Annotated in this window: 32 protein-coding genes and 1 pseudogene; 32 read left to right on the forward strand and 1 reads right to left on the reverse strand. The window is 68.6% G+C overall.

The genetic code is table 11. From position 1 onward, the window contains the following. The 32 genes and pseudogenes from VH914_06955 to VH914_07110 form a co-directional block, all read left to right on the forward strand. The coding region (locus VH914_06955) for a 50S ribosomal protein L4 (protein HEX4490928.1) at positions 1-224 on the forward strand (224 nt) is incomplete at its 5' end. Beyond that, positions 221-520: a 50S ribosomal protein L23 gene (rplW, locus tag VH914_06960; protein HEX4490929.1), complete on the forward strand. Its 300-nt coding sequence runs from the start codon at positions 221-223 to the stop codon at positions 518-520. The genes VH914_06955 and rplW, both read left to right, overlap by 4 nt. Beyond that, a complete protein-coding gene (gene rplB / locus VH914_06965) occupies positions 520-1,356 on the forward strand; it encodes a 50S ribosomal protein L2 (GenBank protein HEX4490930.1) in 837 nt (278 codons plus the stop codon). The genes rplW and rplB overlap by 1 nt, the downstream gene beginning before the upstream one ends. Positions 1,357-1,362: 6 nt before the next feature. Next, on the forward strand, positions 1,363-1,641 hold the full coding sequence (gene rpsS, locus VH914_06970) for a 30S ribosomal protein S19 (protein HEX4490931.1): 279 nt from the start codon (positions 1,363-1,365) through the stop codon (positions 1,639-1,641). Further along, positions 1,641-2,375 carry a 50S ribosomal protein L22 gene (gene rplV, locus VH914_06975; protein HEX4490932.1) on the forward strand — a complete coding sequence of 245 codons (735 nt, stop codon included), beginning with the start codon at positions 1,641-1,643 and terminating at the stop codon, positions 2,373-2,375. The genes rpsS and rplV overlap by 1 nt, the downstream gene beginning before the upstream one ends. Then, positions 2,375-3,289 (forward strand): 30S ribosomal protein S3, encoded by a 915-nt coding sequence (rpsC, locus tag VH914_06980; GenBank protein ID HEX4490933.1) that lies wholly within the window; start codon positions 2,375-2,377, stop codon positions 3,287-3,289. The genes rplV and rpsC overlap by 1 nt, the downstream gene beginning before the upstream one ends. 30 nt (positions 3,290-3,319) lie before the next feature. Next, on the forward strand, positions 3,320-3,733 hold the full coding sequence (gene rplP, locus VH914_06985; protein HEX4490934.1) for a 50S ribosomal protein L16: 414 nt from the start codon (positions 3,320-3,322) through the stop codon (positions 3,731-3,733). After that, the gene (rpmC, locus tag VH914_06990; GenBank protein ID HEX4490935.1) at positions 3,733-3,969 is read left to right on the forward strand and encodes a 50S ribosomal protein L29; all 237 of its coding nucleotides are present in this window, start codon (positions 3,733-3,735) and stop codon (positions 3,967-3,969) included. Before rplP ends, rpmC begins: the two co-directional genes overlap by 1 nt. Beyond that, positions 3,962-4,237: a 30S ribosomal protein S17 gene (gene rpsQ, locus VH914_06995; GenBank protein ID HEX4490936.1), complete on the forward strand. Its 276-nt coding sequence runs from the start codon at positions 3,962-3,964 to the stop codon at positions 4,235-4,237. The genes rpmC and rpsQ overlap by 8 nt, the downstream gene beginning before the upstream one ends. A 17-nt stretch (positions 4,238-4,254) precedes the next feature. Then, positions 4,255-4,623 (forward strand): 50S ribosomal protein L14, encoded by a 369-nt coding sequence (gene rplN / locus VH914_07000; GenBank protein ID HEX4490937.1) that lies wholly within the window; start codon positions 4,255-4,257, stop codon positions 4,621-4,623. Continuing rightward, a complete protein-coding gene (gene rplX / locus VH914_07005) occupies positions 4,623-4,931 on the forward strand; it encodes a 50S ribosomal protein L24 (protein ID HEX4490938.1) in 309 nt (102 codons plus the stop codon). The genes rplN and rplX overlap by 1 nt, the downstream gene beginning before the upstream one ends. Next, positions 4,931-5,497: a 50S ribosomal protein L5 gene (rplE, locus tag VH914_07010; GenBank protein ID HEX4490939.1), complete on the forward strand. Its 567-nt coding sequence runs from the start codon at positions 4,931-4,933 to the stop codon at positions 5,495-5,497. The genes rplX and rplE overlap by 1 nt, the downstream gene beginning before the upstream one ends. A 13-nt stretch (positions 5,498-5,510) precedes the next feature. After that, positions 5,511-5,696, forward strand: coding sequence for a type Z 30S ribosomal protein S14 (locus tag VH914_07015; GenBank protein HEX4490940.1), 186 nt, complete (start codon positions 5,511-5,513; stop codon positions 5,694-5,696). 13 nt (positions 5,697-5,709) lie between these two features. Continuing rightward, positions 5,710-6,114 carry a 30S ribosomal protein S8 gene (gene rpsH, locus VH914_07020; protein HEX4490941.1) on the forward strand — a complete coding sequence of 135 codons (405 nt, stop codon included), beginning with the start codon at positions 5,710-5,712 and terminating at the stop codon, positions 6,112-6,114. A gap of 9 nt (positions 6,115-6,123) precedes the next feature. Beyond that, complete coding sequence (gene rplF, locus VH914_07025) at positions 6,124-6,663, forward strand: 50S ribosomal protein L6 (GenBank protein HEX4490942.1); 540 nt, start codon at positions 6,124-6,126, stop codon at positions 6,661-6,663. 11 nt (positions 6,664-6,674) lie between these two features. Continuing rightward, on the forward strand, positions 6,675-7,031 hold the full coding sequence (rplR, locus tag VH914_07030) for a 50S ribosomal protein L18 (protein ID HEX4490943.1): 357 nt from the start codon (positions 6,675-6,677) through the stop codon (positions 7,029-7,031). An 18-nt stretch (positions 7,032-7,049) separates the two neighbouring features. Then, complete coding sequence (rpsE, locus tag VH914_07035; protein HEX4490944.1) at positions 7,050-7,598, forward strand: 30S ribosomal protein S5; 549 nt, start codon at positions 7,050-7,052, stop codon at positions 7,596-7,598. Continuing rightward, complete coding sequence (gene rpmD, locus VH914_07040; protein ID HEX4490945.1) at positions 7,598-7,780, forward strand: 50S ribosomal protein L30; 183 nt, start codon at positions 7,598-7,600, stop codon at positions 7,778-7,780. The genes rpsE and rpmD overlap by 1 nt, the downstream gene beginning before the upstream one ends. Further along, positions 7,777-8,268, forward strand: coding sequence for a 50S ribosomal protein L15 (rplO, locus tag VH914_07045; GenBank protein HEX4490946.1), 492 nt, complete (start codon positions 7,777-7,779; stop codon positions 8,266-8,268). Before rpmD ends, rplO begins: the two co-directional genes overlap by 4 nt. A 39-nt stretch (positions 8,269-8,307) precedes the next feature. Further along, positions 8,308-9,636 carry a preprotein translocase subunit SecY gene (gene secY, locus VH914_07050; GenBank protein HEX4490947.1) on the forward strand — a complete coding sequence of 443 codons (1,329 nt, stop codon included), beginning with the start codon at positions 8,308-8,310 and terminating at the stop codon, positions 9,634-9,636. A gap of 5 nt (positions 9,637-9,641) precedes the next feature. After that, positions 9,642-10,310, forward strand: a complete 669-nt coding sequence (locus VH914_07055) for an adenylate kinase (GenBank protein HEX4490948.1) — start codon at positions 9,642-9,644, stop codon at positions 10,308-10,310. 109 nt (positions 10,311-10,419) lie between these two features. Beyond that, complete coding sequence (map, locus tag VH914_07060) at positions 10,420-11,169, forward strand: type I methionyl aminopeptidase (GenBank protein HEX4490949.1); 750 nt, start codon at positions 10,420-10,422, stop codon at positions 11,167-11,169. Positions 11,170-11,334: 165 nt separating this feature from the next. Beyond that, positions 11,335-11,559, forward strand: a complete 225-nt coding sequence (infA, locus tag VH914_07065; protein ID HEX4490950.1) for a translation initiation factor IF-1 — start codon at positions 11,335-11,337, stop codon at positions 11,557-11,559. 29 nt (positions 11,560-11,588) lie between these two features. Continuing rightward, positions 11,589-11,702: a 50S ribosomal protein L36 gene (rpmJ, locus tag VH914_07070; GenBank protein HEX4490951.1), complete on the forward strand. Its 114-nt coding sequence runs from the start codon at positions 11,589-11,591 to the stop codon at positions 11,700-11,702. A gap of 10 nt (positions 11,703-11,712) precedes the next feature. Next, complete coding sequence (gene rpsM, locus VH914_07075; GenBank protein ID HEX4490952.1) at positions 11,713-12,090, forward strand: 30S ribosomal protein S13; 378 nt, start codon at positions 11,713-11,715, stop codon at positions 12,088-12,090. Between the two features lie 71 nt (positions 12,091-12,161). Continuing rightward, positions 12,162-12,560 carry a 30S ribosomal protein S11 gene (gene rpsK, locus VH914_07080; GenBank protein HEX4490953.1) on the forward strand — a complete coding sequence of 133 codons (399 nt, stop codon included), beginning with the start codon at positions 12,162-12,164 and terminating at the stop codon, positions 12,558-12,560. Between the two features lie 3 nt (positions 12,561-12,563). After that, positions 12,564-13,187: a 30S ribosomal protein S4 gene (gene rpsD, locus VH914_07085; protein ID HEX4490954.1), complete on the forward strand. Its 624-nt coding sequence runs from the start codon at positions 12,564-12,566 to the stop codon at positions 13,185-13,187. A 36-nt stretch (positions 13,188-13,223) separates the two neighbouring features. Beyond that, positions 13,224-14,165: a DNA-directed RNA polymerase subunit alpha gene (locus tag VH914_07090; GenBank protein ID HEX4490955.1), complete on the forward strand. Its 942-nt coding sequence runs from the start codon at positions 13,224-13,226 to the stop codon at positions 14,163-14,165. Positions 14,166-14,167: 2 nt separating this feature from the next. Beyond that, positions 14,168-14,512, forward strand: a pseudogene (gene rplQ / locus VH914_07095) (50S ribosomal protein L17). Positions 14,513-14,544: 32 nt separating this feature from the next. After that, positions 14,545-15,318 carry a tRNA pseudouridine(38-40) synthase TruA gene (truA, locus tag VH914_07100; protein ID HEX4490956.1) on the forward strand — a complete coding sequence of 258 codons (774 nt, stop codon included), beginning with the start codon at positions 14,545-14,547 and terminating at the stop codon, positions 15,316-15,318. Between the two features lie 43 nt (positions 15,319-15,361). Continuing rightward, on the forward strand, positions 15,362-15,871 hold the full coding sequence (locus VH914_07105) for a sigma-70 family RNA polymerase sigma factor (protein HEX4490957.1): 510 nt from the start codon (positions 15,362-15,364) through the stop codon (positions 15,869-15,871). Next, on the forward strand, positions 15,868-16,980 hold the full coding sequence (locus tag VH914_07110) for a hypothetical protein (GenBank protein ID HEX4490958.1): 1,113 nt from the start codon (positions 15,868-15,870) through the stop codon (positions 16,978-16,980). The genes VH914_07105 and VH914_07110 overlap by 4 nt, the downstream gene beginning before the upstream one ends. A gap of 31 nt (positions 16,981-17,011) precedes the next feature. Here VH914_07110 and VH914_07115 read toward each other — a convergent pair whose 3' ends face one another. Continuing rightward, positions 17,012-17,752 (reverse strand): hypothetical protein, encoded by a 741-nt coding sequence (locus VH914_07115; GenBank protein HEX4490959.1) that lies wholly within the window; start codon positions 17,750-17,752, stop codon positions 17,012-17,014. Positions 17,753-17,955: the final 203 nt, after the last annotated feature.

Here is a 17,955-nt window from a genome sequence, read left to right on the forward strand (position 1 = left end):
TGTGGAAGTCGTTCCGCAACCTCGGTGAGCGCGTGCAGATCATCCTCACCACCGAGCTCAACGCCTACGACGTGCTCGTGAACGACTCGATCGTCTTCTCGCGCTCGACCCTCGAATCGCTCGTCGCCCGCTTCGGCTCCATCAGTGCGCCGGGTGCGGTCGAGCCCGAGGCGCCGAGCGCCAGCGCGAGCGACGACGCCGCCGACGAGGAAGGTGCCGAGTGACCTCACGCGACGCCCGCGACATCATCATCCGGCCGGTCGTGTCGGAGAAGTCGTACGCCTCGTTCGACGAGGGCATCTACACGTTCGTCGTTGCGCCCGACGCGAACAAGATCGAGATCCGGCACGCGGTCGAGACCATCTTCAACGTGCGCGTCGCCAACGTGAACACGATCAACCGCAAGGGCAAGCGCAAGCGCAATCGGCGCACCGGCAACTGGTCGTCTCGGGCCGACGAGCGGCGCGCACTCGTGACGCTCGCGGCGGGCGATTCCATCGAGATCTTCGGGAGCCGTTGATGCCGGTCCGCAAGCGCAAGCCCACGAGCCCCGGTCGCCGATTCCAGAGCGTCTCCGACTTCAAGGAGATCACGACCGATCGTCCCGAGAAATCGCTCACGCACGCGAAGCACAACACCGGCGGCCGCAACTCGTACGGACGCAAGACCGCGCGGCACCGCGGCGGCGCACACAAGCGCCTCTACCGCTTCGTCGACTTCAAGCGCGAGAAGGACGGCGTTCCCGCGCGCGTCGCGTCGATCGAGTACGACCCGAACCGCAACGCGCGCATCGCGCTGCTGCACTACCGCGACGGCGAGAAGCGCTACATCCTCGCCCCCTCGGGACTCTCGGTCGGCGACACGCTGCAGAGCGGGCGCGAAGCCGAGATCCGCGTCGGCAACGCGATGCCGCTGCGATTCATCCCCGTCGGCACGACCGTCCACAACGTCGAGCTCAAGCCGGGCGCGGGCGGCAAGATCGGCCGCGGCGCGGGTGCCTCGATCCAGCTGATCGCGAAGGAGGGCGCCTTCGCGACACTGCGGCTTCCGTCGACCGAGATGCGGCGCGTCCCGATCGACTGCCGCGGCACGATCGGATCCGTCGGCAACGCCGAGGCCGGCCTCATCTCCATCGGCAAGGCGGGCCGCAACCGGTGGAAGGGTGTGCGCCCGCAGACGCGCGGTGTCGCCATGAACCCGGTCGACCACCCGCTCGGTGGTGGCGAGGGCAAGAGTTCCGGCGGCCGGCCGCCGGTCTCGCCGTGGGGCAAGCCCGAGGGCCGCACCCGCAAGAAGGGCAAGCCGTCCGACCAGCTCATCGTCCGTCGGCGCCGCACGCGCGGCTCCCGGAGGTAATCGCTCATGCCCCGCAGTCTCAAGAAGGGCCCGTTCGTCGACACGCACCTCCGGGTGAAGGTCGAGCGCATGAACGAGGCCGGCGACCGCAAGGTCATCAAGACGTGGTCGCGCCGTTCCACGATCACGCCCGAGATGGTCGGCCACACGTTCGCGGTGCACGACGGGCGCAAGCACGTCCCCGTGTACGTGAGCGAGGCGATGGTCGGCCACAAGCTCGGCGAGTTCGCGCCCACCCGTACGTTCCGGTTCCATGCCGGACAAGAGCGATCGAGCCGGCGCTGATGGCGACGAAGGCCGCAGGCGACACCCGCGACGAGACCCGCGCCGAGGCGCGCGCGTCCGTTCGGCACCTCAACGTCTCGCCGTACAAGGTGCGACCGGTCCTCGACCTCGTGCGGGGCATGGCCGCGGAGGACGCCGAGCGCGTGCTCCAGCTGCAGCCCCGTACCGCCGCGGGTCACGTGCTGAAGGTGCTCGAGTCGGCGATCGCCAACGCGGAGCACAACAAGGAGATCCCGATCGACGAGCTGTACGTGCGGCGCTGCTTCTGCGACGAGGGCCCCACGCGCAAGTGGGGTCAGGCCCGTGCACGCGGTCGGTACTTCCGTGTGCGCAAGCGCTCGTCGCACTTGACGATCGTGCTCGCGCGCTTCAGCGACGACGAGCTGCGCGCGCGTCGCGGCCGCGAGGAGAGCGCGAGCCCCGCGAGCGCGAGCGGGCGGCTTGCGCGCCGGCGCGCCGATCGCGTGCGCGCGTCGCGCGCCGCGGCTCGGGGCGAGACACTCGAGGAACACGATCACGACGAGCACGACCACGAGCACGACGAGCACGATCACGAGGAAACCGGCGCGTCGGGCGCGACGGTCGACGAGCTGCTCGCCGACTACACGCCCGAGGCGGGCACGGCCGAGGACGAGCCCGTCGCCGAGACCGAGGCCGAGATCGAGGCAAGCACCGAGGACGCGACCGACGACGTCGAAGCCGACGCCGACGACGAGAGCGAAGAGACCGAGTAATGGGACAGAAAGTCAACCCCTACGGGTTCCGGCTCGGGATCGTCACCGACTGGAAGTCGCGCTGGATCGCCGACGGCACCCAGTACACCGACTTCCTCGTCGAGGACATCAAGATCCGCGAGTACCTGCGCAAGCAGCTCGAGCGCGCGGCGGTGAGTCGCATCGAGATCGAGCGCACGCGTGATCGCCTGCGCGTCGACGTCTACACCGCGCGCCCCGGCATCGTCATCGGTCGGCGCGGCGCGGAGGCCGAACGCCTGCGCGCCGGGCTGCTCAAGGTCACGGGCAACCCGCGCATCCACTTCAACATCCAGGAGATCAAGCAGCCCGAGCTCGACGCGATGCTCATCGCGCAGGGCGTCGCCGACCAGCTCGCGGGGCGCGTGTCGTTCCGGCGCGCGATGAAGCGCGCGCTGCAGACGACGATGAAGGCGGGCGCGCTCGGCATCAAGGTGCAGTGCGGCGGTCGCCTCGGCGGCGCGGAGATGAGCCGCAGCGAGAGCTACCGCGAAGGTCGCGTGCCGTTGCACACGCTGCGCGCCGACATCGACTACGGCCTCGCCGAGGCGCGCACGACGTTCGGGCGCATCGGCGTGAAGGTCTGGATCTACAAGGGCGAGATCCTCCCGTACAAGGCCGCGGCCGCGGAGAAGATCGCGCGCGAGGCCGCGATGGCGGTGGGCGAGACCGCCGGTCAGGCGACCGGTCGCCGGGTCGTGAGCGCGGGTGGCGGTCGCCGCCGTCCTGCGGCCGAGCCGGTGGCCGACGACGGCACCGAGACCGACGACCGCGCGGAGCCGATCGTGCAGGAGGCCGACCCCGAGCTCGAGCGGCTGCTCGCGGAAGAAGAAGAGATCGAGCGTCGGACGCGCGAGCACCACGAGCCCGGCAAGTTCCACGCGACCGACGAGTAAGAGACGCGCCATGAGTCGGAGTGACCGCTGATGTTGATGCCACGCAAGGTCCGCCACCGCAAGGTGCAGCGCGGCCGCAGGACGGGGATGGCCAAGGGAGGCACGAAGATCGCCTTCGGCGACTTCGGTATCCAGGCCCTCGAACCGGGCTGGCTGACGAACCGTCAGATCGAGGCCGCTCGTATCGCGATGACCCGTCACATCAAGCGCGGTGGGAAGGTCTGGATCACGGTCTTCCCGGACAAGCCGATCACGCAGAAGCCGGCCGAGACGCGCATGGGTTCCGGCAAGGGCAACCCCGAGTCGTGGGTCGCGGTCGTGAAGCCCGGCCGCATCCTCTTCGAGCTCTCGGGTGTGCCCGAGGAGGTCGCGCGCGAGGCGATGCGGCTCGCGATCCACAAGCTGCCGCTGAAGGCGCGCTTCATCGTGCGCGAGGAGGCCTGATGCCCAAGAAGCAGGCTTCGGAATTGCGCGAGATGCACGACGACGCGCTCGAGGTGCGGCTCGCGGAGGAGAAGCAGACGCTGTTCAACCTCCGCTTCCAGAACGCGACCGGCGAGCTCGACAACGTGGCCCGTTTCAAGGAGGTCCGGAAGAACATCGCCCGGATCCACACGATCATGCGCTCGCGAGAGATCGACGCGCACGAATCCCTCTCGAAGGAGCCGTCCGATGGCTGAGTCCGAAGCCGCGGCGCGGCCGAACGCACGCAAGGTGCGGGAGGGAATCGTCGTCTCGTCGAAGATGGACAAGACCGTCGTGGTCAGCGTCATCGACCGAGTTGCACACCCGCGCTACGGCAAGACGCTGCAGCGCACGAACCGGCTCTACGCGCACGACGAGGCGAACGAGGTGCGCGAAGGCGACCGGGTGCGCATCCAGGAGACGCGGCCGCTGTCGCGTCACAAGCGGTGGCGGGTCGTCGAAGTGCTCGAGCGGGCCCGGTAAGGCGACAGGAACGCGAGATGATCCAGCAGGAAACCCGGCTCAAAGTGGCCGACAACTCAGGTGCGCGCGAGGTGCTGTGCATCAAGGTGCTCGGCGGTACCCGCCGGCGCTACGCGAGCATCGGCGATGTCTTCGTCGCGACCGTCAAGGTCGCGGTGCCGGGCGCGGCCGTGAAGAAGGGCGACGTCGTGAAGTGCGTCGTCGTCCGCACGAAGAAGGAGAAGCGCCGTCCCGACGGCAGCTACATCCGCTTCGACGAGAACGCGGCCGTGCTCATCAACGACCAGATGCAGCCGCGCGGCACGCGCATCTTCGGTCCCGTCGGCCGCGAGCTGCGCGACCGCCGCTTCATGCGGATCGTGTCGCTCGCTCCGGAGGTGTTGTGATGAAGCTCAGGAAGGGCGATGAGGTCGAGGTGCTGTCGGGCAAGGAGCTCGGCAAGCGCGGCGACATCATGCGCGTGCTCCCGCGTACGAACAAGGTGATCATCGACCGCGTCAACCTCGCGAAGAAGCACCAGAAGCCGACGCGCTCCACGATGCAGGGCGGCATCATCGACAAGGAGATGCCGCTCCACGCGTCCAACGTCGGGATCGTGTGCAAGTCGTGCCACAAGCCGACGCGCATCGGTTACCGCTTCGACGACGACGGCAAGAAGATCCGCATCTGCCGCAAGTGCGAGGGAGACCTCTGATGGTCGCGGCAACGAGCGAGCGCCCGCGTCTGAAGGTGCGCTACGAGGAAGTCGTGAAGCCGCAGCTCCAGCAGGAGCTCGCGCTCGCGAACCCGATGCAGGTACCGCGCGTCGTCAAGATCGTGGTGAACATGGGTGTCGGCAAGGCGACGCAGCAGAAGTCGCTGCTCGACGGCGCGGTCACCGACCTCCAGATCATCACCGGGCAGAAGCCGCTCGTGACGAAGGCGAAGAAGTCCATCGCGGGGTTCAAGCTGCGCGAGGGCAACGAGATCGGCGCCAAGGTCACGCTGCGCGCCGACCGGATGTGGGAGTTCTACGACCGCCTGGTGACGCTGGCGATCCCGCGCATCCGTGACTTCCGTGGCATGTCGCCTTCGCAGTTCGACGGCCGCGGCAACTACACGTTCGGCGTCACCGAACAGCTGATCTTTCCGGAGATCGACTACGACAAGATCGACGCGGTCCGCGGCATGGACATCACGATCGTCACGACCGCCGAGACAGATGACCAAGGCCGCGCGCTCCTGCGCGCGCTCGGCTTCCCATTCCGTCGCGAGGGATAGGGCACAGGTACAGATGGCCAAGAAGGCACTCGTCAACAAGCAACAGGGCACCCCGAAGTTCAAGGTGCGCGGTTACACGCGCTGCCGCCGATGTGGCCGGCCGCGCTCGGTGTATCGCGCCTTCGGGTTGTGCCGGATCTGTCTGCGCGAGATGGGCCACGCCGGGGAGATCCCCGGCCTGACGAAGTCGTCGTGGTGAGGGGGTTGGCGCAGTGACGATGACCGATCCGATCGCCGACATGCTCACCCGGCTGCGGAACGCGAACACCGCGTTCCACGACGACGTCGCGATGCCGTCGTCGAAGCTGAAGGAAGCGCTCGCGCGCATCCTGCAGAACGAGGGCTACATCACGGGCTACACCGTGACCGACGAGTCCGAGCGACCCGGCAAGACGTTGACCATCCGGATGAAGTACAGCGCCGACCGGCGGCGCACGATCTCCGGCCTGAAGCGCGTCTCGCGTCCCGGCCTGCGCGTCTACCGCGCCTCCGACGGCGTGCCGCGCGTTCTCGGCGGCATGGGGATCGCCATCGTGTCGACCAACCAGGGACTCATGACCGACCGCGAGGCGCGCCGTCGCCGCATGGGCGGCGAAGTTCTCTGCCAGGTCTGGTAGGAGCACACCATGTCGCGTGTCGGGAAGAAGCCCATCACGGTGCCGAGCGGCGTCGACGTGAAGATCGACGGCCAGCGCGTCGAGGTGAAGGGTCCGAAGGGATCGCTGCAGCTCGACGTGGCCGGCACGATCGGCGTGAGCCGCGACGGCGAAGCCATCGTCGTGTCGCGTCCCGACGACGAGCGCCAGAACCGCGCGCTGCACGGCCTCACGCGCACGCTCGTGCAGAACATGGTGACCGGTGTCTCGGACGGCTTCGTGAAGGAGCTCGAGATCGTCGGCGTCGGCTATCGCGCCGCGGCGAGCGGGCCGAACCGGCTCGAGCTCCAGCTCGGGTTCTCGCACCCCGTCGTCATCGATGCGCCCGACGGCATCACCTTCGAAACGCCCACGCCGATCCGCATCTCCGTGCGCGGCTTCGACAAGCAGCAGGTCGGTCAGGTCGCGGCCGACATCCGCAAGATCCGCAAGCCCGAGCCCTACAAGGGCAAGGGCATCCGCTACGCCGGCGAGCGCGTGCTGCGCAAGGCCGGCAAGTCGGCGAAGTGACGAGGTAGGTCATGGCGCTCTCGAAGTCCGAGCGACTCAAGCGGCGGCACCGCCGGGTCCGCAAGAAGATCATGGGTACGCCCGAGCGGCCGCGTCTCGCGGTGTTCCGCTCGAACAAGCACGTCTACGTGCAGGCGATCGACGATCTCGCGGGACGCACGATCGTCGCCGCGTCGACGATCGAGGCCGAGCAGCGCAGCGGCGCGACGTCAACGGTCGACGCCGCGAAGCAGGTCGGGCTGCTGCTCGCGCAGCGCGCCAAGGACGCCGGCATCAGCACCGTCGTGTTCGACCGCGGCGGCTTCAACTACCACGGTCGCGTCGCGGCCGTCGCCGACGGGGCCCGCGAGGGCGGCCTCGTCTTCTAGGTCTGAGAGGGAGTTGTCATGGCCGAAGGCCAGTACGACGAGCGAGTGATCGCGATCAACCGAGTGGCGAAGGTCGTGAAGGGCGGCCGGCGCTTCTCGTTCACCGCGCTCGTGGCCGTGGGCGACGGCAGTGGGAACGTCGGGCTTGGCTACGGCAAGGCGAAGGAAGTGCCCGCCGCGATCCAGAAGGGCATGGAGGAGGCGCGCAAGAGCCTCTTCAACGTGCCGCTCGCGGGCTCGACCGTGACCCACGCGGTGCTCGGCGAGCACGACGCCGCGCGCGTGCTCATCAAGCCCGCGGCGCCCGGTACCGGCGTGATCGCGGGCGGCGCGGCGCGCGCGATCCTCGAGGCCGCCGGCATCCACGACGTGCTCGCGAAGTCGATCGGCTCGTCGAACGCGATCAATGTGGCGCGCGCGACGATCCAGGGGCTTCAGTCGCTCCGCCGTCCCGACGATGTCGCGAAGATGCGTGGCCTCGACATCGAAGAAGTCTCGACGAAGGGCATGCTCGGCGCGTACCGGGAGCGCAACCGGCCCAAGCACGAGATCGTCGAGGTCGCGTGATGGCCGAGCTCAAGGTCACACTCGTCCGGTCCCGGATCGGTACGAAGCCGAAGCAGCGGGGCACCATCCGCGCGCTCGGCCTGCGCAAGATCGGCAGCACGAACACGCTGCCCGACCGCCCCGAGATCCGCGGCATGATCGCGCGGGTCCCGCACCTCGTCACCGTGGAGGAGGTCGCATGAAGATCCACGATCTCGTCCCCGCACCGGGTTCGCGCCGCGCCGCGCGACGCGTCGGTCGCGGCATCGGCGGCAAGGGCGGCAAGACGGCCGGCCGCGGCACGAAGGGCACCGGCGCCCGCGGCAACGTCTCGCCCCGCTTCGAGGGTGGCCAGACCCCGATCCACCGCCGCACACCGAAGGCCAAGGGGTTCAACAACCCCTTCCGTATCGAGTACCACGTGGTGAACCTCGACCTGCTCGACAGCTTCGATGCGGGCACCGAGGTGAGCCCCGATTCGTTGCGCGCCCACGGGCTCGTCGCGAAGCAAGGCCTGGTCAAGGTGCTCGGCCGGGGCGCGCTCACCAAGAAGCTCACGGTGTCGGCGCACGCCTTCTCGAAGTCGGCGGCCGACGCGATCACGGCCGCCGGCGGTTCGGTGACCGTGATCCCGGCGCCGTGGGCGGATCGTCGCCCCCCCGCCCGCGGGAATCAGCACACCAACCGGTAAAGTTCGGTCCCCCGTCCGCCTGAGGAGGTCCCGCGTCGCATGGATGGTCTGAGCCGTCTGGCGAACATGTTCCGCGTCGCGGACCTGCGGAAGAAGATCGTCTTCACCCTTTTCGTCATCGCGATCTACCGCGTCGGATCCCACATCCCGGTTCCGTACGTCGACTTCCACGCCATCAAGGACCTGCAGAAGCAGGCGCAGGACGGCGGCGGGATCGTCGGGTTCCTCGACGTGTTCTCCGGCGGCGCGATCACGAACATCGCCGTCTTCTTCCTCGGGATCATGCCGTACATCACGGCGTCGATCATCATGCAGTTGCTCGGCGTCGTGATCCCGAAGCTCGAGGAATGGCAGAACGAGGGTCAGTCCGGGCAGAAGAAGATCACACAGTGGACGCGGTACATGACCGTGGCCCTCGCGCTCGTGCAGTCGACCGGGTTCGTGTTCGCGCTGAAGAGCGGCAACGCCGGTCTCTTCGGCATCTCGGGCATCCGGCTGCCGCAGGGCGTCGACTTCATCCCGAACTTCAACGCGTGGCGCGCCATGCTGATCGTCATCACGTGGACCGCGGGCACCGCGCTCGTGATGTGGCTCGGTGAGCTCATCACCCAACGCGGAATCGGCAACGGGATGTCGCTCATCATCATGGTGGCGGTGATGGCGCGCATCCCGTATCAGCTCGGCGACGTGTTCACGCAGGGATCGAAGCTGCAGTTCTTCGTGATCATCGCGATGTCGATCGGATTGATCGTCGCCATCGTCTACGTCGAATCCGGGCAGCGAAGAATCCCGGTTCAGTTCGCGAAACGCGTCGTGGGCCGGCGCATGTACGGCGGCCAGAGCACCTACATCCCGTTGAAGGTCAACCAGTCCGGCGTCATCCCGGTGATCTTCGCGGCTTCGTTACTCCAGTTCCCGGCGATCCTGGCGCAGGTCACGCCGTGGGACGGGTTCAAACGGTTCATCCAGAGCAACCTCGTGCCGCAGAGTGGGGTCACGTGGTTCTACGTCGCGATCTACGGCTTGATGATCGTGTTCTTCGCGTACTTCTACACGGCGATCGCCTTCAACCCCGCGCAGCAGGCCGACATCATCCGGAAGCAGGGCGGCTTCATCCCCGGCATCCGGCCCGGACCGCCGACCGAGCGCTATCTCGCGAAGGTGCTGAACCGGATCACGCTGCCGGGATCGCTGTTCTTGACGGTGATCGCGCTGATACCGCTGCTCGTGCTGAAGGTCTGGAACATCCAGCAGTTCCCGTTCGGTGGAGTGACGCTGCTCATCGTCGTGGGTGTCGCGCTGGAGACGATGCAACAGATCGACAGCCAGCTGATGATGCGCAACTACGAGGGCTTCCTGAAGTCCTGACGCCCATGCAGCCTCGACCCCGGCTCGTCCTCCTCGGCAAGCAGGGTGCCGGAAAAGGCACGCAAGCCGTGCGCATTTCCGAGCACTACGACATCGCGCACTTCTCCACGGGCGATCTCTTTCGCGAGCTCGCCCGGCTCGAGACCGAGTTCGGCCTCAAGGCGAAGGAGTACATGGACGCGGGCGAGCTCGTGCCCGACGAGACGGTGCTCGGCGTCGTCACCGAAGCGCTCGAGCCCGGCGGCCCACTCGGTGAGGGCTTCGTGCTCGACGGCTTCCCGCGCACCCTCGGTCAGGCCGAGAGCTTCGAGACGATCCTCGACGGTCATCCGCTCGACCTCGTCGTCAACCTCGACGTGCCGCTCGAGATCGTGCTCGACCGCATCTCGGGTCGGCGGGTCTGCGTCGACTGCCAGCGCGTGTACCACGTGACGATGCCGCCGGAAGTGCCGTGGGTCTGTGACACATGCGGCCACGAGGTCGTGCAGCGCGACGACGACACCGAGGAAGCGGTCGAGCGCCGGCTCGAGGCCTACGAGACGGACACGAAGCCGATCCTCGACTTCTATCGGGAGATCGGCAAGCACGTCCGCGTCGTCAACGGCGTCGGCGAAGGCGACGCGGTGTTCGATCGCATCGTCAGCGAGATCGACACGACGCTCGCGCCGAGTTGATGGTCGGCCTCGCTCTCTACGGTCGCGCTTGCTGCAGGCCGGGATACCCGGCCCGCTCGGCTTCCCCGCTGCTCGCCGCTCCGGGCGCGGTAGCGGACGCGTTCGCGGCGTGATCACGCGCAAGTCCGCGGAGCAGATCGCCCTCATGCGGCGCGCGGGGACGGTCGTCGCGGAGATGCACGAGGTCTGCACGCGCGCGGCACGACCGGGCGCGACGACCGCGGATCTCGACCGGGCCGCGCACGAGGTGCTCGACCAACGCGGCGCGCGCTCGAACTTCCTCAACTACCACGGCTTCCCCGCGGTCGCCTGCATCTCGCCGAACGAGGTGATCGTGCACGGCATCCCGGGAGATCGGGTGCTCGAAGAAGGCGACATCGTGTCGATCGACTGCGGGGCGATCATCGAGGGCTGGCACGCCGACGCCGCGGTCACGGTCCCCGTCGGTGAAGTCGACGACGAGAGCAAGCGGCTCATCGACATCACCCGGCGCGCGCTCCAGGCCTCGATCGACGCGACCGTCGCGGGCAACCGACTCGGCGACGTCGGCGCGGTGTCGGAGGCCGTGGTCATGAAGGCCGGCTTCTCGGTCGTGCGTGAGTACGTGGGCCACGGCATCGGGACCGAGATGCACGAGGACCCGCAGGTCCCGAACCACGGGCCCCCGGGTCGCGGTCTGCGACTCAAGCCGGGACTCGTGATCGCGATCGAGCCGATGGTGAACGCGGGCTCGGCTCGGAGCCGGGTGCTGGCCGACGGCTGGACGGTCGTGACGGCCGACGGGCGGCGTTCCGCCCACTTCGAGCACACGATCGCGGTGACCGACGACGGCCCGGAGGTCCTGACCCTGCCCTGGTGACCACCATCAGCACGCCTGGCGGGCGGTATTTCCGCTGGTGTAACCTCATCAGTCGGCTCCGAGCCCGTTCTGCGCGCTCGCTGCTGGGGCACGCCGGCCGTGCCCGAACGTCTCTGTCCGTTCTCGATTTCGTTCCTGCTGTCCCCGCATGAGGTGGTGAGCTCTCTGGCGAAGCCCAAGGATGACGCGATCCTGGTGGAAGGCACCGTGGTCGAGCCTCTGCCGAACGCCATGTTCCGCGTCGAGCTCGACAACGGGCATCGGGTGCTCGCCCACATCTCCGGGAAGATGCGGATGAACTACATCCGCATCGCGCCGGGCGACAAGGTCCAGGTGGAGCTCACGCCGTACGACCTGTCCCGCGGCCGCATCACCTATCGGTACAAGTAACTCGAAGCCGTTCTCGGCGAAGGAAGCGCGTGAAAGTTCGACCGTCGGTCAAGAAGATCTGTGAGAAGTGCAAGGTGATCCGCCGGCACGGCTCGGTGCGCGTCATCTGCACGAACCCCCGTCACAAGCAGCGCCAGGGCTGAAGGAAGACGCATGGCTCGTATCTCCGGTGTCGACATCCCGCGCGAGAAGCGGCTCGAGATCTCGCTCACGTACATCTACGGCATCGGTCGTACGACCGCACAGAAGGTGTGCGACCGGACCGGCATGTCGCCCGACACGCGCGTGCGTGACCTCACCGACGAAGAGGTCTCGAGGTTGCGCGCCGACATCGAGGCGAACGTGCAGGTCGAGGGCGACCTGCGCCGCGAGGTCGCGCAGAACATCAAGCGGAAGATGGAGATCGGCTGCTACGAGGGCCTCCGTCACCGCCGCGGTCTGCCGGTGCGCGGGCAGCGCACGCGCACGAACGCCCGCACCCGCAAGGGTCCGAAGAAGACCGTCGCCGGCAAGAAGCGCGCCCGCAAGTAGCGCTCGCCGCCGCGCACCGCTCGTCCGTCAACCCATCCGTCGTCACCGCGCGATCGAGGCCGAAAACTTCAATGGCAAAACCCAGCACCGGGGGCCGTCGCCCCAAGCGCAAAGAGCGCAAGAACGTCGCCTACGCGGTGGCGCACATCAAGTCTTCGTTCAACAACACGATCATCACGATCACCGACCAGCAGGGCAACACGCTCTCCTGGGCGTCGTCGGGCAACGTCGGGTTCAAGGGCTCGCGCAAGTCGACGCCGTTCGCGGCGCAGCTCGCGGCCGAGGCCGCCGGGAAGCGCGCGATGGAGCACGGCGTCCGCAAGGTCGACGTGGTCGTGAAGGGTCCGGGCTCGGGACGTGAGACCGCGATCCGCTCGCTGCAGAACACCGGCATCGAGGTGGTCGGCATCAAGGACGTCACGCCGATCCCGCACAACGGCTGCCGCCCTCCCAAGCGGCGGAGGGTCTAGAAGATGGCGCGTTACACCGGTCCCGTCTGCCGGCTCTGCCGGCGTGAGCGGGTGAAGCTGTTCCTCAAGGGCACGAAGTGCGACTCGATGCGGTGCCCGATCGAGCGTCGCCCGTACCCGCCCGGCCAGCACGGCCGCGGTCGCATTCGCGAGAGCGAGTACCTGCTCCAGCTGCGCGAGAAGCAGAAGGCGCGCCGCATCTACGGGCTGCTCGAGAAGCAGTTCCGCAACCTCTACGCGGAGGCCGCGCGCCAGCAGGGCATCACGGGCGAGAACCTGCTGCGCATGCTCGAGACGCGCATCGACAACATCGTGTTCCGTGCCGGCTTCGCGTCGAGCCGGAACCAGGCTCGCCAGCTCGTGCGGCACGGGCACGTGTCGGTGAACGGCAAGCGCGTGACGATCCCGTCGTACACGCTCCGCAAGGGCGACGTCGCGGAGCTGCGCACCAAGGCGAAGAACATGATCGTGATCCGCCACAACATCGACACGCTCGACCGGGCCGTCCCGCAGTGGCTCGACGCCTCGGCCTCCGACCACCGGGTCACCGTGCGCGAGCTCCCGTTGCGCGCGCAGATCGAGATCCCGGTGCGCGAGCAGCTCATCGTCGAGCTCTACTCCAAGTAGCCACTTCCCCCAGCCACCGCGAAGCGCGAGGCATAAATGCTCATCATTCAGCGTCCAGAGATCGAAGTCGGCGAGGCCGAGGGCAACACCCAGACGTTCGTCATCTCGCCGCTCGAGCCCGGCTTCGGCCACACGCTCGGCAACAGCCTGCGGCGCACGCTGCTCTCGTCGATTCCCGGCGCGGCCGTCACCCGCATCCGCTTCGACGACGCGCTGCACGAGTTCGACACGATCAAGGGCGTCAAGCAAGACGTCACCGACCTGATCCTCAACGTGAAGGACCTCGTGCTGCGCACGACGTCGGAGGAGCCGGTGACGCTGCGCCTCGACTCGCGCGGCCCGGGCGACGTGACCGCCGGTGACATCCAGGCGACATCCGACGTCGAGGTCCTCAACCCGCACCTCGTGATCGCGTCGGTGAACGCGGGTGGCCGGCTCGCGCTCGACCTCACGATCGAGCAGGGTCGCGGTTACCTGTCCGCCGAGCGTGCGAAGAAGGCGGGCACCGACCCGATCGGGATCATCCCCGTCGACGCGATCTTCTCGCCGGTGCGCCGGGTTGCGTTCAGCGTCACGCCGACGCGTGTCGAGCAGGCGACGAACTACGACCGGCTCACGATCGAGATCGAGACCGACGGTTCGATCACGCCGCGCGATGCGCTCGCGTCGGCGGGCGACACGCTGCGCAACCTCGTCGGCCTCATCGCCGATCTCTCCGACGAGCAGCGCGGCCTCGAGCTCGGCGAGACCTCGCCGACGCTCGCGACCTCGCCCGACCTCGAGCTTCCCATCGAGGAGCTCGACCTGTCGGAGCGGCCGCGCAACTGCCTCAAGCGGGCGCGCGTCGACACGATCGGCCAGCTCGTGCAGAAGACCGAAGACGATCTGCTCGCGATCACGAACTTCGGTTCGAAGTCGCTCGAGGAGGTCCTGCAGAAGCTCGACGAGCGCGGGCTCTCGCTGCGGGTCAAGGAGTAGCGATGCCCCGTCCGAAGAAGGGCCCGCGTTTCGGCGGCTCGCCCGCGCACCACCGCCTCATGCTCGCCAACCTCGCCGCGCACTTGTTCGCGTCGGAGGCGATCGTCACCACGGAGGCGAAGGCGAAGGCGCTGCGGCCGTACGCCGAGCGACTCATCACCAAGGCGAAGCGCGGCGGGTTGCACCAGCAGCGACTCGTCGTCGCACGCATCCACGACAAGGACGTCGTGCACAAGCTGTTCGGTGAGATCGGCCCGCGCTACGAGGACCGCAACGGCGGCTACACGCGCATTCTCAAGCTCGGTCCCCGCGCCGGCGACAGCGCGCCGATGGCGCGTATCGAGCTGGTCTAGGTCCGGTCCCCGCGGGCCACTCGGCCGTGAGTCTGTTCGACACACCGGCCGGGCCCGCGAAGGTGCGGCTCGTCGTCGCGTACGACGGCACCGGGTTCCGCGGTTTCGCCGCGCAAGCTTCGCAGCCGCGCGTGCGCACGGTCGGCGGCGTGCTCGGCGGCGCGATCGAGAAGGTCTTGCGCCATCCGGTCGACCTCACGTGCGCGGGCCGCACCGACGCCGGCGTGCACGCGCGCGGGCAGGTCGTGAGCTTCGAAGCCGAGCCCGGCCTCGACGCGTGGCGACTGCAGAGCGCGCTCAACTCGATGCTCGGTCCCGAGATCGTGGTGCGCGCCGCGGATCTCGTCGACCCGGGCTTCGACGCGCGCCACTCGGCGACCGCGCGTTCGTACGTGTACACGATCGTGAACCGGCCGATGCCGGATCCGTTCCTCGCGCGGTACGCGTGGTGGGTCTCGGAGCCGCTCGACCTCGCGCGCTTGCGGATGGCGGCCGACGTGTTCATCGGCGAGCACGACTTCGCGTCGTTCTGCCGCAAGGGACCCGAGGGCTCGACGACGATGCGGCGCGTCCTCGACTCGCGCTGGCGCGACGACGGCGACGGTGTGCTGCGCTTCGAGATCCGCGCCCGCGCGTTCTGCTGGCAGATGGTGCGCTCGATCGTCGGCACGCTCGTCGAGGTCGGCGCCGGCAAGCGCCGGCCCGGCGACCTGCTCGCCGTGCTGCGCGCGGGCGACCGCGCCGTGGCCGCGCAGCCCGCGCCCGCGCAGGGCCTCTGCCTCTGGGAAGTTCAGTACTAAGCGAACCCAAGAGAACCGACGCCGGCGCGCTCTGCCCTGCGAGATGACCGAACCGAGCGAGCTCGACGACCGTGGGTTCGACGAGTGGTACCGCGCGCACTATCGACGGGTCTTCGCGTCGCTCTACCTCGTCTGCGGCGATCGCGACGCGTGTGCGGAAGCGGTGGATGAGGCGTTCGCCCGCGCGTACGAGCGCTGGACGCGCGTGCGGCGCATGGCGTCGCCGGAGGGATGGACGTGGGTGGTGGCGCGCAACCGCGTGCGGGCGGAACGACGCGCGACACGCCGGCGCACCGCCGTCGCGTCGCGGTTGGTCGCCGACACGGAGACGCGTCCGGTCGAGCTCTCGGTCGTTGTCTGGGACGCGGTGAACCGGCTGCCGCCACGCGAGCGCGAGGTGATCGCGCTGCGCTACCTCGCGGGGCTGCGCGAGCGCGACATCGCGGCCGCCCTCCGGATCGCGCCGGGAACGGTCGCGCGCGCCTTGCACGACGCGCGTGGGCATCTCGCGTTGAGCCTCGGTGAGACCGACGTGGAGGAGCACGGACGATGAACGACCTCGAGACGTTGCTGGAGCCGCTGATCGAATCGGCGCCCGAACCCGCGCCGGTTGCGACCGTACGCGAGCGCGCGGCGCGCATCCGTCGCCGCCGCCGGGCACGGTCGAGCGCGATCGCGCTCATCGTCGCCGCCGTCGTTGTGATGTGCGTCTCACTGACGGTTACGCGGAACCGCCCCCGGGTTCGCACGATCGCGCCGGTCACGACTGCGCCACCGCGCGTGCGCATCGGAACGCCGCGCCCGTTCGACCAGTACGGGATGGACATGCTCGCGGCGTACGGATCGCTCTGGGTCTCGCAGGCCGACCGGGTCGTGCGCATGGATCCGGCCGACGGGCGAGTGATCGCGAGGATCCCCGTCCGCGGTGAGAGCGACGGGCGCAGCCTCGCCGCGGGCGCGGGTTCGATCTGGGTCGACGACACCGGTACCGCGGCCGTCACGCGCATCGATCCGCGCACCAACCACGTCGCTGCCACGATTTCCCTTCGCGAAGGCCAGTTCGACCCGGACGGCATTGCGTTTTTCGGCGGCCGCCTGTGGGTGGCACGTCCGGAGCCGGACGGGCTGTACGGCGACATCGTCGCGATCGACCCCGCAACGAATCGCATCGTTCGGCGCTCGTCGCAGACCTTGACCCCACGCACGTTCGGTGTCATCGCAGGGTCCGGCGCGCTCTGGTACACGGGCGGCGGTGCCGGATACGAGCTCGAACGGTTCGACACGCGCACGCTTCGGACCCGCGTCACGCGCCGCGACGTGATGGCGATCGCCGGCTCGAGCCCCGGCCGGCTGTGGCTCCAGGTCGCGAGCGGCGTGATCGAGATCGACGAACGTTCGGGCGCGCAGATCGGACGCACGATCCGCCCGCGCGGCACGGTCAACGTCACGGTCGCCGTCGCCGATGGCGTCGTCTGGGTCGCGTCGCAACCCGACAGCAGCACGGCCGGCTCGGTGACGCCCTACGACGCGGTGACCCACCGAGTCGTGGGCGCGACCACCCCGCTCGGTCTGCCGATCGTGCGGCTCGTCACGACTCCCGGAGCCCTGTGGGTGAACGTCTACGAGCAGCGGGGTCTGACGCGGGTTCCGTACTCGCGCTGAGTGCGCGGACTCCGCGCGGACTCTGCGCGGACTATGTGGACGGGGTGGAACCGAGGCCCGGGATCGTCGACGGGGTCGCGGGCGGCGTGAAGTCGCTGTCGCTCGGCGAGCTGAAATCGGTGGCGGTGACCTCGTCGGTCTTGCCGCTCTGGTCGGTCGTCTTCGTCGACAGCATGACGCCGGTGTCCTTGTCGACGCACACCTGATACGACGCGTTCCCGATCGAGGCGCCGAGTACGCCGAGGCTGCTCTTGTCGAGCGCGGCGCACTCCGCGTCGCGACCCGCGATCGACTTGCTCGTCGTCTTGATGTGCACGAAGTTGCTGAGCCCGCCGAGGTTCTCGTTCGCGAGCGTGACGAACAGCTGACCCACCGCGCCGAACGCGCTCGCCATCCCCTGCTGGATCGCGCTGCCGGTGCCGGGGAGTTGCGTGCAGGTCGCGGCGGAGCCCGTGCCCGAGCAGCTGACGGACGATCCGTCGGCGGTCACGTAGGTCGCGGAGTCGCCTTCGATCATGGCGAACTTCGGAGGGTCCTGCGCGATCGTGAACACATCGCGGTTGTCGCTCGAGTAGGTCACCTTGTACTTCGCGTTCTTGGCCTGCTCGACCAGTGATGCGAAGCCGCTGTTGGTGCCGCCGCCGTTGCCGTTCGTCGCGCCGGGGGCAGTCGGCAGGTGACTGCCGTTGTCGCCGGATCCCGACGACTTGCTGCTGCCGCACGCCGCGAGCGCGAGCACCGCGACGAGCACGATCGCGATCCGCTTGCTCATCCCTGACCCCCGAGTCCGAGCCCGCCTACGACGCGGACTCTACGCCGAGGTAGAGGAACCCGTAGGCCTCGTCGCGAACGGAAACGCCGGCCTCGCGCAGGGCGACGTCCCAGTCGCCGGTGCACGCGGGGTCGTTCTCCTCCATGCCGTGATCGGCGACGAGCAGGAAGGCCGTGTCGTCGAAGCGGCCCGCGCGCTCGACC

The organism is Acidimicrobiia bacterium, assembly GCA_036271555.1.
Taxonomy (GTDB): domain Bacteria; phylum Actinomycetota; class Acidimicrobiia; order IMCC26256; family PALSA-610; genus DATBAK01.